The 13,045-nt window shown below is 40.1% G+C and carries 10 protein-coding genes; 6 read left to right on the top strand and 4 right to left on the bottom strand.

Annotation, left to right across the window (positions count from 1 at the left end):
- Positions 1 to 243: 243 nt before the first annotated feature.
- The 6 genes from LS67_RS04085 to LS67_RS04110 all read left to right on the top strand — a co-directional run bounded on the left by LS67_RS04085 (position 244) and on the right by LS67_RS04110 (position 9,350).
- Positions 244 to 1,764 (top strand): aminotransferase class V-fold PLP-dependent enzyme, encoded by a 1,521-nt coding sequence (locus tag LS67_RS04085; RefSeq protein ID WP_034325815.1) that lies wholly within the window; start codon positions 244 to 246, stop codon positions 1,762 to 1,764.
- A gap of 119 nt (positions 1,765 to 1,883) precedes the next feature.
- Positions 1,884 to 3,686 carry a translational GTPase TypA gene (gene typA / locus LS67_RS04090; protein WP_034325814.1) on the top strand — a complete coding sequence of 601 codons (1,803 nt, stop codon included), beginning with the start codon at positions 1,884 to 1,886 and terminating at the stop codon, positions 3,684 to 3,686.
- A 64-nt stretch (positions 3,687 to 3,750) separates the two neighbouring features.
- On the top strand, positions 3,751 to 4,374 hold the full coding sequence (locus LS67_RS04095) for an NAD(P)H-dependent oxidoreductase (protein WP_034325813.1): 624 nt from the start codon (positions 3,751 to 3,753) through the stop codon (positions 4,372 to 4,374).
- Positions 4,375 to 4,386: 12 nt separating this feature from the next.
- Positions 4,387 to 6,759: a ribonucleoside-diphosphate reductase subunit alpha gene (locus tag LS67_RS04100; protein WP_034325811.1), complete on the top strand. Its 2,373-nt coding sequence runs from the start codon at positions 4,387 to 4,389 to the stop codon at positions 6,757 to 6,759.
- A 384-nt stretch (positions 6,760 to 7,143) separates the two neighbouring features.
- Entirely contained in the window at positions 7,144 to 8,298 is a 1,155-nt protein-coding gene (locus LS67_RS04105) for a CNNM domain-containing protein (protein WP_052099817.1), read from the top strand.
- Positions 8,299 to 8,300: 2 nt separating this feature from the next.
- Positions 8,301 to 9,350, top strand: a complete 1,050-nt coding sequence (locus tag LS67_RS04110) for a CNNM domain-containing protein (RefSeq protein ID WP_034325809.1) — start codon at positions 8,301 to 8,303, stop codon at positions 9,348 to 9,350.
- A gap of 201 nt (positions 9,351 to 9,551) precedes the next feature.
- Here LS67_RS04110 and LS67_RS04115 read toward each other — a convergent pair whose 3' ends face one another.
- The 4 genes from LS67_RS04115 to LS67_RS04130 are packed head-to-tail and all read right to left on the bottom strand — an operon-like array spanning position 9,552 to position 12,939.
- Positions 9,552 to 10,436 (bottom strand): hypothetical protein, encoded by an 885-nt coding sequence (locus LS67_RS04115; protein ID WP_052082144.1) that lies wholly within the window; start codon positions 10,434 to 10,436, stop codon positions 9,552 to 9,554.
- Positions 10,426 to 11,670 (bottom strand): replication-associated recombination protein A, encoded by a 1,245-nt coding sequence (locus LS67_RS04120; RefSeq protein WP_034325807.1) that lies wholly within the window; start codon positions 11,668 to 11,670, stop codon positions 10,426 to 10,428. Before LS67_RS04120 ends, LS67_RS04115 begins: the two co-directional genes overlap by 11 nt.
- Positions 11,671 to 11,679: 9 nt before the next feature.
- Complete coding sequence (locus LS67_RS04125; protein WP_034325806.1) at positions 11,680 to 12,042, bottom strand: heat shock protein transcriptional repressor HspR; 363 nt, start codon at positions 12,040 to 12,042, stop codon at positions 11,680 to 11,682.
- Positions 12,043 to 12,051: 9 nt separating this feature from the next.
- Positions 12,052 to 12,939 (bottom strand): DnaJ family protein, encoded by an 888-nt coding sequence (locus LS67_RS04130; protein WP_034325805.1) that lies wholly within the window; start codon positions 12,937 to 12,939, stop codon positions 12,052 to 12,054.
- Between the last annotated feature and the right edge of the window lie 106 nt (positions 12,940 to 13,045).

Below are 13,045 nucleotides of genomic sequence, written 5' to 3' on the forward strand. Positions count from 1 at the left end.
TCCTATATAATGGTTTGACTAAATTGTATAACAAAAATACTAAACAACAAAGAAAGTAAAGTGAAAGTTATCCAAAATACTACAACGAAGCTTTACAAAATGCGTGTTTATGTGATTTTAGAATCTTGCTTGATAGCAGAAGTTCTTGCATTAAATGCGTAAAATGCGCCCAATCAGTGTTTTTTGTGCTTGCATAAAGCCATAGCGATACATAAAGTAACAACATTTTCAAGGAGGAAAAGAATGCTCCCACTTAAAAATCTAACAAACAATGAAAAAAAAATTGCACGTTTTTTTGCACCATTGCTTCATAGCGATGACGCCTTTAGCGCACTCCGAGCACATACAATCCTCGCACCAAAGCAATATTATTTTGACTTTACGGCTTCGGGTCTTGCGTATAAGGCGATTCAAAAGCGTATAGAATCTATTTTACCCTATTATGCAAATACGCATTCTTATATCTCCTCTCACGCGGCATTTATGAGCGCACTCTGTAAGGAGGCAAAGAAACGTATTGCCTCTAGTTTGGCATTAGAGAATGATTTTGTGCTTATTAGCGGAGGGAGTGGGGCGAGTTTTGGCATTAAAAAATTTCAAGAGATTATGGGGATTTATGTGCCACCTCAAAGCCTTTTAAGCCTGCACCCTTTGCTTATGAGTGAAAATATAGATTCTAAAAATGCTAAAAACTCTCGTAGTAAGGTAAATAAGGTAGATTCTAATGTGCGAGATTGTGAATCTATAAATAGACAAGATTCTAAAAAAGTTACAGAATCTCGTACATTCTCTGCACTCCCGCTCCTCACAGAGCTCAAAGAGTATGACTTACGCACGAATGCGATCAATCTCCCGCATATCATTATGAGTGGATTTGAACATCATTCTAATGAGATTAGCTACAAAGAGGGGCTGTGCCATATTCATAAAATCGCCTTTAATAAACAAGGGTTACCTGATGTGAGTGATTTAGCGCGGATATTACAGAATCTTAAGGGTAAAAGGATTATTGCGAGTTTGAGTGTTGCCTCCAATGTTACAGGGATTCTCACACCTTTAGAATCTTGTGTGAAACTCCTGCGTGAGTATGGGGCGATTATCGCGCTTGATATGGCAAGTTCATCAGCATATATGAATGTAGATTCACATCTCTTTGATGTAGTATTTCTCGCGCCTCATAAACTTTTGGGCGGTGTGGGGTCTTGTGGAATACTCGCTATACGCAAAAGTCTGCTTGATAGCACCTTGCCACCGAGCTTTTGTGGTGGGGGTGTGATTGAGTATGCAAACGACTTTACCCATTCTTTTATCGATGATGTGGCGATGCGTGAGGAGGTAGGCACGCCACATATACTCGGGCTACTCTATGCGGCATTAGCATATCAATTACGCAATGAAGCGGGGCTTAGTTTCATTAAAAGGCGAGAGAGGATTCTTAAAGAAGTGTTTTTGTATGAACTAGCCAAAATACCTGCGGTAAGCATTTATGGGGATTTATCACTCGAGCGATTAGGCATAGTAAGCTTTAATGTAGGCTCGATTTCTCCACTTGATTTATGTGCACTTTTGAGTAAAAAATATGGAATCCAAACACGTGCGGGTTGTAGCTGTGCTGGTCCTTATGGGCATTATCTTATACCTGAAGGCTCTTTGAGCAAGAAGCCGATGTGGCTTCGCGTAAGTCTCCACTATACGCATAGTGTGGCTGATATAGAATATCTTGTGGGCGCGATTAAGGAGTGTGTGCAAATCTTGCGCCATTAGTGTTGCACAAAATGTAAATTAAGTTTCGCGTAAGATTCTTTTAAAACATTGATTTAAAAAAAATAGATATTATTCGCGCTTTTATTCCACAAATCCTTTTATGAAAGCAGAGAGATTCAATGCAAAATATTAGAAACATTGCTGTGATTGCCCACGTAGATCACGGCAAAACAACTTTAGTTGATGGACTTTTGACACAATCTGGCACTTTTGGCGAGAGAGAGCAAATTGATGAACGCGTAATGGATAGTAACGATTTGGAGCGAGAAAGAGGCATCACAATCCTTTCAAAAAATACTGCCATTACCTACAAAGGCACGAAAATTAATATTATTGACACGCCCGGACACGCTGATTTTGGCGGGGAAGTTGAGCGGGTGCTTAAAATGGTTGATGGCGTGTTATTGCTTGTTGATGCGCAAGAGGGCGTTATGCCGCAGACAAAATTTGTTGTCAAAAAAGCTCTAGGCTTTGGAATCCGCCCCATTGTGGTGGTGAATAAAATCGATAAACCCGCTGCCGAGCCTGATAGGGTGGTAGATGAAGTGTTTGATTTGTTTGTATCAATGGAAGCGAGTGATGAACAGCTTGATTTTCCTGTGATTTATGCAGCAGCTCGTGATGGCTATGCGATAAAAGATTTAAATGATGAGAAAAAGAGCCTTGAACCGCTTTTTGAGGCGATTTTAGAATATGTGCCATTGCCAAGTGGCTCAAGTGAGAATCCGCTGCAAATGCAGGTTTTCACACTCGATTATGATAATTATGTGGGAAAAATTGGTATCGCACGTGTGTTTAATGGACGCGTGAAAAAGGGCGAAAATGTAATGCTTGCTAAAAGCGATGGCGAAAAGGAAACAGGGCGCATTAGCAAACTCATCGGTTTTATGGGACTAGCACGCACAGAGATAGAATCTGCTGAAGCGGGGGATATTGTGGCGATTGCAGGTTTTAATGCCGTAGATGTTGGGGATTCTATCGTATGTCCTAATAATCCTATGCCCCTTGATCCTATGCACTTAGAAGAGCCGACAATGAGCGTGTATTTTGCGGTGAATGATAGCCCATTGGCGGGGTTAGAGGGCAAACACGTAACGGCAAATAAAATTAAAGATAGGCTTTTAAAAGAAATGCAAACCAACATCGCAATGCGCTGTGAGGAAATGGGTGAGGGTAAGTTTAAAGTAAGCGGACGCGGGGAGCTGCAAATCACTATTTTGGCAGAGAATCTAAGGCGTGAGGGCTTTGAGTTTAGTATTTCTCGCCCCGAAGTGATTGTAAAAGAGATTGATGGCGTGAAATGTGAGCCATTTGAACATTTAGTCATTGATACACCGCAGGATTTTAGCGGAAGCATTATTGAGAAGCTAGGCAAACGCAAGGCAGAAATGAAAGCGATGAATCCTATGAGCGATGGCTACACGAGATTAGAATTTGAGATTCCAGCTCGTGGGCTTATTGGGTATCGTAGCGAGTTTTTGACTGACACAAAGGGCGAGGGTGTGATGAATCATAGCTTTTTGGAGTTTCGCCCATTTAGCGGCAATGTAGAATCGCGCAAAAATGGGGCACTTATCTCTATGGAAAATGGCGAGGCGACAGGATTTTCACTCTTTAATATCCAAGAACGTGGCGTGTTGTTTATCGCACCACAAACAAAGGTATATGTGGGAATGGTGATAGGCGAACATAGTAGGGATAATGATTTAGATGTGAATCCTATTAAGGCAAAGCATTTGACAAATATGCGTAGTAGCGGGGCTGATGAGGCGATTAAGCTTGTGCCACCAAGAGAATTAACGCTAGAGCGCGCATTAGAGTGGCTTGAAGATGATGAGATTTTGGAGGTTACGCCCCAAAATATTAGAATCAGAAAGAAGATTTTAGAGCCAAACCAAAGAAAAAGGGCAAAGGCGAAGTAGCAGCCACAGGCGGTGAGTAAGTAGGGCTAAAGCCTTTTTATTTCATTAATCATAAGGAGGAGTTATGAATAAGTTTTTAGAATCTGTGCATTTTCGCCACGCTTGTAAGCTTTTTGATGAAACCAAAAAGATTCCAAAAGAGACTTTTGAGGAAATTTTAGAAGTAGGGCGACTTGCTCCAAGCTCCTTTGGTATGGAGCCTACACGACTTTTGGTATTGCGTAGTGATGAGGCAAAGGCGGCTTTGCGTCCATTGTGCTGGAATCAGGTGCAAATCACAAGTGCGAGTGAAGTGGTAGTTTTTAAGACTTTGCAAAGCGATTTAGTGCCACCAAGCGAATATGCTAAGCAAAATACTTTGCGGCGCAAAATGGATTTGAGTGGTTATGATGTATTTTGCAATCGTTTGGGCGGACATTTGCAAGCGCGTGGGTTTGTAGATGATAAAATCGCCCATTGGAGCGCGCTTCAAGCCTATATTATGGCGACATATATGGTGGCTTATGCGAGTTATTTAAAGATTGATACTTGCTATATTGAGGGCTTTGAAAAGTGCAAGGTAGAGGAACTCTATGGGCTAGATCCTTTTAAAGAACAAGTCGCGCTCATCGTGTGTTTTGGCTATCGTGGCAAGGAGCAGCAGCCACGTTTTAGAATCTCGCTTGATGAGTTGGTGGAATACAAATAAGGGAGAGTTTATATGCTAGATACAATTAAAGTTACTAAAAGAAATGGGCGCATTGAACCACTTGATATTACAAAGATTCAAAAGCATACATTTGCAGCAGTAGAGGGCTTAGAGGGTGTAAGCCAAAGTGAATTGGAGCTTGATGCGAAACTTCATTTTAGAGATGGGATTACAACAGAAGAGATACAGCAAGCTTTAATAAAGACTGCTGTGGATAAAATTGATGTGGATAAGCCAAATTGGACTTTTGTAGCAGCGCGCTTGTTTTTGTATGATCTCTATCATAAGGTAACAGGTTGGACTGGGTATAAGAAACTCGAAGAGTATTTTGCATTAGGTGAGAAAGAGGGAAAGCTCGTGCGTGGGTTAAAAGAAAAGTATGATTTGGATTTTTTAGATTCTCACATTAAGGCAGAGCGCGATTTGCAGTTTAATTATTTGGGTATAAAGACACTTTATGATAGATATTTACTCAAAGATGTCAATAATCAACCTATTGAATTACCCCAGCATATGTTTATGGCTATTGCTATGTTTTTGGCACAGAACGAAAACAATCGTGATGAATGGGCAGTGAAGTTTTATGATATGATTTCCTCATTTGAGGTAATTTGTGCTACTCCTACGCTCGCAAATGCTCGCACTACGCGACATCAACTAAGTTCTTGTTTTGTAGGTAGCACACCTGATAATATCGAGGGTATTTTCGACGCATATAAGGAAATGGCACTTTTGAGTAAATATGGTGGTGGTATTGGCTGGGATTTTAGTCGTGTAAGAGGGCTTGGAAGCTTTATCGATGGACATAAAAATGCTGCTGGTGGCGTTGTGCCTTTTCTTAAAATTGCCAATGATGTTGCCATTGCTGTGGATCAATTAGGCACAAGAAAGGGTGCGATAGCTACGTATCTAGAGATTTGGCATAATGATGTACACGATTTTATCAACCTACGCAAAAATAGCGGAGAGGAGCGCAGACGTGCCCACGATTTATTCCCTGCTTTGTGGATTTGTGATTTATTTATGAAGCGTGTAGAGGCGAATGAATACTGGACGCTTTTTGACCCATATCAATGTGCAGATCTCACAGAGTTGTATGGCGAGGCATTTGAGAAAAAATATATTGAATACGAAAATACAGAATCCTTGCTGAAATCGCGCGTTTTAGCGAAGGAGTTATGGAAGAAGATTCTAACGAATTATTTTGAATCTGGATTGCCATTTTTATGCTTTAAAGATAATGCAAATCGTGCTAATCCAAACGCACATTCAGGGATTATTAGAAGCTCTAATCTCTGCACGGAGATTTTCCAAAACACAAGCCCAAATCATTATGTGATAGAGGTGGAGTTTGAAGATGGCTCAAAGAATACATTTGAAGAAAATGAAGAGATTACAATAGATAGTGGCGTGAGAAAAAAGGCAAACAAGATTACAAGTGTAGATTCTATAAATGGTAAAAAAGTCTTTATGAGCGCACGTGTGGCTCAAAGTGGCGAAACAGCAGTATGTAATCTTGCAAGTGTGAATCTTAGCAAAATTAATACAAAAGAGGATATTGAGCGTGTGTTACCCATAGCGATAAGAATGCTTGATAATGTTATTGATTTGAATTTCTATCCTAACCGCAAAGTCAAAGTTACCAATCAAAAAAATCGTGCCATAGGACTTGGTGTGATGGGTGAGGCAGAAATGCTAGCGCGTGCGGGCATAGAGTGGGGAAGTGGGAAGCATTTGGCTAAAATCGATGAGATTATGGAGCTTATTAGTTTTAATGCAATTAGTGCAAGTGCGAATCTTGCTAAAGAAAAGGGCGTATATCCTTATTTTAGCGGTAGTAATTGGAGTAAGGGGATTTTCCCTATTGACCTTGCAAACAAAGAAGCTCTTAAGCTTGTTAATAAAAGTCTCTTTACACAGGATCAGTGCGATTGGGAGGCATTGCGGACAAAGGTAAAAACACAAGGTATCCGTAATGGTTATTTGATGGCGATTGCTCCGACAAGCTCGATTAGTATTTTGGTAGGCACGACACAAACTATCGAGCCTATTTATCGTAAAAAATGGTATGAAGACAACTTAAGTGGGCAGATTCCGGTTATTGTGCCACATTTGAATCTTAACACTTGGGAATATTATGTATCAGCATATGATTTAGACCAAAGTCTTATCATCAAGGCTGCGGCGGTAAGGCAAAAGTGGATAGATCAGGGGCAAAGCACAAATATCTTTGTGCGCATTGATAAGGCAAGTGGTAAGATGTTGCACGAGGTATATATGCTTGCGTGGAAGCTCGGGCTAAAAAGCACATACTATTTACGTTCCCAAAGTCCAGAGACAGAAGAAGTAATGAATAGAGATATAGAGTGTTTGAATTGTCAATAATTGTTTTTCAAATTACACCAAATACGATTTTTGCTGAAAAAGACGAAATGTTTTGAGGTCGCACAGATAATATAGATAAAAGATATTTTTTAAAGTGTGCAAAGGTAACCCCTTGCATAAAATCAAAGTCATTTCGCATTTGAAATTAAAGTGAGAGATTTTACTTTGATTTCAAATATTTTAAACACCCGCTACACATACTTTAAAATATTAAAAACTCTTTTAGAGTGTCTTTATCCTCTTAATAAAATTTAAACTTACGCATTATTTTTTCTCATATTCACGACACAAACCAAAGAAAAACCGCAAATATTTTATACATTATGCTATAATACACGACTTATTTTGCTTTCTACAACTCTAACAACAGGATATAGAAACTTTATGGGTTTACTTATCACTTATTTTTTATTTGCTATTTGCATTTCTTTTGTGTGTTCGGTGTTAGAGGCGGTGCTTTTTTCAGTTACGCCGCCATTTATGGAGAGTTATCCTAAGATTCACCCAAAAGGTGGCAGGATTCTGCGCTATCTCAAGGCAAATATAGACAACGCTATTGGCGCAATCCTTATTGTAAATCTTTTTGCAAACACGGTGGGTGCGGCTGGTGTGGGTGCACAGGCAGTAAAAATCTTTGGCGAGACTTGGCAGGGCGTGGTTGCATTTGTAATGACTATTAGCATTCTGTATATTTCCGAGATCGTGCCTAAGACGATTGGTGCAACTTATTGGAAAAGTCTTATCCTTCCCGCATCTTATGCGATTATGGTGCTGTATATGATTACCCTTCCACTGGTGTATGTCTCGCGCATTATCACTCACCTTTTTAGAAATAACGCCACAAATCAAATGAGTCGCGATGAAGTCTTAGCAGTAATGGAGCTTGGGGAAAAGAGTGGCTCGATAAATGAGCTTGAAGGTGATATACTAGAAAGTCTCATTGAGCAAAAATCCCTCAGTGTGCAAGATATTATGACGCCAAAAGAGCGCATTTTTGCGCTTAATGAGGAGATGAGTATCAAAGAGGCAAATAAAGCTATAAGGGATCATAAATACTCGAGGATTCCATTGTATAGAGGTGCAGAGGGCAATATCTGCTCCCTCATATATCGCAAAAAGATTTTACAGGCAATGCTTGATAAAAAAAAGAAAAAACCCCTTAAGCATTTTGCGAGTGAGGTTGCATTTGTGGATATGAATCTTACCCTGTTTGACTTACTCAAGCTGTTTATTAATAAAAAAGAACATTTGTTTGTAGTTATTGATAAGAAGAAGAATCTAGTGGGTATCGTAAGTCTCGATGATGTGATAAGTGCAACCCTTGGTGTGGTGTATGTGCCAGAGCAGCAAAGTGAAACACAAGGTGTTGCAGAAAATGTGCCGCTAGATTCTAAAAATGTAGAAACGAGCATTGAAAATTTTGAGATAATGACTAAAGATGCGGATTACACAGAAACTAATGATATAGGCGCAATGGAAAATACAGAAAGAGAGCTAGATTCTAAAGATATAAAATTTAGCCTCGCACAAAAGGATTAGCAATGGGATTGCTTATTTTATACTGCACAATCGCCATTGTCGTGTGTTTTGTCTGCTCGATTATGGAATCTGTTTTTTTATCTATCACACCATCATTTGTGAAAAGCTACGAAAAGAAAAACCCAAAAATTGGCGGTTATTTAAGATATTTGAAAAATAATATCGATGACGCGGAGGGTGCAATTTTGGTGCTGAATACTTTTGGTGTTACTGCGACTTCTACTGGTGTAGGTATTGAGGTGGCACGCATTTTTGGTTTAGAGTGGCAAACCTATGGGGCAATGCTACTTACGATTGTGCTGATTTATGCGTGCGAGATTTTCCCCAAGACGCTCGGTGCGACTTATTGGAAAAGCTTCGCACCTACTGTTACCCTAGGTATTCACTATCTACTTAAAATCACCTATCCTTTTGTGTGGGTGTCGAAGTTTATTACGCGCTTTGTCAAGCCAAAGAAAAATAGCAATCCTATAAGTCGCGAGGAGATTCTAGCCGCTAGTCAGATAGGCTATAAGGGCGGTTCAATCAGTATGCAAGAGCAAAAGATTATTGAAAATCTCTTTGAGCTTAAAAAATATCAAGCCTTTGATATACTCACGCCTCGCAGTGTTGTTTTTGCCTTGCAAAACGATATTGAGGTGGGCGATGCGTTGGAGCTTGATGGGATCTACCATCACTCGACTATTCCCATTTATGGGGAGAGTCTCGATAATATTATCGGTATTGTCTCTGCGACAGATATTTTAGAAGAAGGGATAAGAAAAGAAAAAGATAAAAAAATCTCTGAATTGATGCGTCCGGTGCATACGATTCCATTTGATATATCGGTTTTATATCTGCTTAATCTCTTTAGACGCAAGAATGAACGTTTTTTTGTCGTGCAAGATACTTATGGGCAACTCGTAGGTGTGGTAACACTTGAAGATGTGATTGAAACGCTTTTGGGCGAGGAGATTATCGATGAATTTGATGCAGCGGCAGATATGCAAAATTTTGCAAGAGAAAAAATCAAAGGTTATCGTTTAAAATATTTGAGCAAACAGCATGGTTAAAAGTAATATGCGCTTATCATAACAATCCAAACTCGCACAAAGTTTATGAATAATTGACAAAAATATAGAATTGAGCCTTGTGAATATGGTGAGTTTGGATTAACAAATCGTGTGGATTCTATCTGTGCAGATTCCAAATCACAAATTCACAACTTGTCCGCAATCAAAGTGGCTTTAGGGTGGGTTTAAAGTGCTGTTTCATTAGTTAGAATAAGAATTTTGTTTTTTTGTCGCGTCTAAAAATACATATCCAAAAGCGAGTGAGAATCCTATAAAAAGATTACTCCCTTTTTCCCTGATATGTCGCCCCTGTAGCGCGTAGTATTTCACATATGGAGCGATTGATAGCTTTTTGTAGAGATTGGTATCAAGGCGTATTTCTACCTCGAGCTGATAGAGCGGATTGTAGGTCTCCGGCGCGGAGCTATAAAGATAATGTCGCAGGTTTGTAAAGTAGTAAAACTTTGAATTTGTATTGAATTTATACTCTAATGTTATACCACCCTCCCAGCCGTAATTCTCACTCGCAGTGCTTATAGCAAAGTCTCTCTCGCTAAAAGCATTGATATGTAAATCTTTCAAATACACGCCATCAAAGAGCTTCATTCCTGTATTAAACCTCACAATTTGTCGTCTATTTTGGAATCCACTTTGATAGTTTGCCTTCACAAATGGACCTATTTCAAAGCCCCCGGCAAATGTGGGAACATACCAAATCCTGTGCGTATAGTCTGTGGAGATGAGGATTCTATCAAGGGTGGTGTTATTAATGTGTACATCATCACGTATAAGGATTGTGCGTCCATATTCTGCAAGAGCGGAGTTAAACACGACATAGCGCGGCGCGTAAAAGTCAAGCCCCAAGTCAAAATGCCCTTGCGCAATGAATTGAGAATCCCCGCTTACGCGACTATCGGAAAAATCTACATATTGGTCTTGCCCTTTTATCGAAGCGGAGCTGATATTTGTCGAAATGCGTTTTAGCTCGATGTGCCACCCACGCTTATCAGGATTCACATCAATCCCTGCCCCATAAGCGTTTAGAATCCACAATGCAAGACTTATAAGATAAAATTTAATTTTCATCTGTTTTATCCATATCTTGCTTGTCTTTTTGTGTGATTTTTGTGTGCCACTCATTCAAAGTCTTTTCAAAGCCCTTAGTGGTAGTTTCTACAAAATGTATATCTTTGAGCTCCTCGCTCAAATAGTTTTGCTCGACATAGCCCCCAAACTCGTGCGGATAGAGATAATTTGTAGAATGGGGCATAATATTTTCTGGCACTTCGAGTATAAGCCCATTTTTGATTGCTTCCATTGCTTGGTTAATCGCCTTGTAGGCAGTATTGCTTTTGGGTGAACTTGCGAGGTAAATCACACATTGAGAGAGGATAATGCGAGATTCAGGATAGCCGATTTTCCCCACTGCTAGTAATGTGCTTGTAGCGAGATTCAGTGCATTTGGGTTTGCATTACCAATATCTTCACTCGCAAGAATCACAAGCCGTCTCGCGATAAACTCGGGATTTTCATTCGCGCTCACAAGTCGCGCCAAATAGTAGATACTCGCCTCTATATCACTTCCGCGTATGGACTTGATAAGCGCACTAATAAGGCTATAATGACTCTCTGCCTCACTCGCACCATCATGCAGAGCAAAAGGACGCAGGGATTGGAGTAGCTCGAGTGTAATCTCATCCTCTCCCGTGGAAATTCCCGCATCAAGGAGATTTAATAATGCCCTCGCGTCCCCTGCACTTGAAGTGATGAGATAAGTTTGTGCTTCTTGCGTGATTTGCACCTTTATGCAAAGATGAGATTCTATATATGCTAGTGCGCGGGTTAGAATCTTGTTTAAACTTTGATTTGTGAGGGGCTTAAGCTCAAAAAGAAAGCTCCGCGAACGAATGGCATTTGTAAGGGAGATAAAGGGATTGTAGGTGCTTGCGCCACAGACAATGGCACTATAAGATTCCATAATCGGCAGTAATACCTCTTGCTGTGCGCGGTTGAGGCGATGCACTTCATCAATAAAGACAAGTGGCTGATACAGACTTCCCTCATAGCCTTTAACAAATTGGCGCAACTCCTCGATTTTAAAGGAAGTTGCATTATAGGAAGCAAATGGTTTGTTGAGTGTCTCCGCGATAATTTGGGCGAGTGTGGTTTTACCCACGCCGGGTGGTCCATAAAAAAAGCAATGTGCCAAGGCATTATTTTTTAGCATTTTTAAAAGAGTGCTTTGAGGCGAGAGGATATGCTCCTGTGCGATAAAATCCTCTAGTGCAGTAGGGCGGAGTAAAGAAGCGAGATTTAACAAGAGACAACTTTATTTTTTTTGAAATAAAATGATTTCATACGAGCTTTGGTAAGTTTGCAAAACATTGCTTCTACCTTGATGTTTGGCGAGGTCCTCGCGTAAGTCGCCGGTCATTTTATCAAGCTCATCAAGTCGTTCTTTAAGTCGCAAGATAATATCTACTCCTGCGAGATTCACACCCATATCACGCGTGAGTTTTAAAATCGTCTTGATTTTATCAATATCGCGTTGGGAATAAAGGCGCATTTTGCCATCAGTCCGCCCGGGCTGAATAAGTCCTTCCTTTTCATATTGTCTTAGTGTTTGTGGGTGAATCTCTAGAATCTTTGCCACCACGCTAATAAGATAAACCGGCTCATCATAGCTATACATATGCCCTCCTTATGTAAGTTGTTGTTTTAGCATTGTCTGTAATTCTTGGCTAAGGCTGTCTGTGTGAGGTAAAATGATATTTGCCTTCACATATAAATCCCCTAGAATGCTTGTTTTGCGATTTTTGATACCCTTACCTTTAATGCGAAATTTTTGGTTGTTTTTGGTATTTGCTGGAATGGTAAGTGTTATGTCGCCATAGAGCGTAGGTAGAGTGATTTTACCACCAAAAAGTGCCACAACAAGCGGCACATCAAGATTCTTATACAAATCATCTTCATCGCGCGTGTATTCTTGTGATGAAGCGACTTGCACCTTAAGGAGTAAGTCTCCGCTGCGTCCATTGTGTGAATTTCCCTTGCCTTTGAGGCGGATAGTCTCGCCATCTTTTATCCCCACAGGGATTTTTATATCAAAGTTACCACTACGCCCATTGTAGTGGTAACTTCCGCCGAGTGCGGCACTCTCAAATGGAATCTTGATATTATCCTGCAAATCAAGGCTTGGTGTGCTAAATCCAAAGTCATCACCGCCTCCACTGCCAAAACCAAAGTTGCCAAAGTTGAATGCGCCTCCATTGCCTTTGCTAAAGCCACCCATACCAAAGATTGAAGATATTAAATCATCAAAATTGACATTTGCACCTTGAGCGCGTGAGAAATCGTGGAAATTTTGTCCGCCAAACATCGCATCGCCAAAGCGGTCGTATTGCGCTTTTTTATTTTCATCGCTTAGCACTTCATAGGCAGCATTGACTTCTTTAAACTTTTCCTCTGCACCCGGCTCTTTATTGATATCTGGGTGATATTTGCGCGCAAGTTTGCGATAAGCTTTTTTAATCTCCTCGCTTGAGGCATTTTCATTAATTTCGAGTGTATCATAAAGACTTTTTGACATATATAGCTCCTCATAGATTGTATAAAAATAAATTTAAGCGTTATTGTATCATAAAAGTTTAGTAAAGTGCAATCAAGGTTTGGTTTTTGTAGAATCTTATGCTTCT

This window comes from Helicobacter sp. MIT 03-1616 (genome assembly GCF_000765685.2).
Taxonomy (GTDB): Bacteria; Campylobacterota; Campylobacteria; order Campylobacterales; family Helicobacteraceae; genus Helicobacter_C; species Helicobacter_C typhlonius.

Coding starts and splice junctions, on each gene's coding strand:
- LS67_RS04125 (WP_034325806.1), bottom strand. CDS start 12,042: ATGTATAGCTATGATGAGCCGGTTTATCTTATTAGCGTGGTGGCAAAG.
- LS67_RS04105 (WP_052099817.1), top strand. CDS start 7,144: ATGGGTTTACTTATCACTTATTTTTTATTTGCTATTTGCATTTCTTTT.
- typA (WP_034325814.1), top strand. CDS start 1,884: ATGCAAAATATTAGAAACATTGCTGTGATTGCCCACGTAGATCACGGC.
- LS67_RS04115 (WP_052082144.1), bottom strand. CDS start 10,436: ATGAAAATTAAATTTTATCTTATAAGTCTTGCATTGTGGATTCTAAAC.
- LS67_RS04095 (WP_034325813.1), top strand. CDS start 3,751: ATGAATAAGTTTTTAGAATCTGTGCATTTTCGCCACGCTTGTAAGCTT.
- LS67_RS04130 (WP_034325805.1), bottom strand. CDS start 12,939: ATGTCAAAAAGTCTTTATGATACACTCGAAATTAATGAAAATGCCTCA.
- LS67_RS04100 (WP_034325811.1), top strand. CDS start 4,387: ATGCTAGATACAATTAAAGTTACTAAAAGAAATGGGCGCATTGAACCA.
- LS67_RS04110 (WP_034325809.1), top strand. CDS start 8,301: ATGGGATTGCTTATTTTATACTGCACAATCGCCATTGTCGTGTGTTTT.
- LS67_RS04085 (WP_034325815.1), top strand. CDS start 244: ATGCTCCCACTTAAAAATCTAACAAACAATGAAAAAAAAATTGCACGT.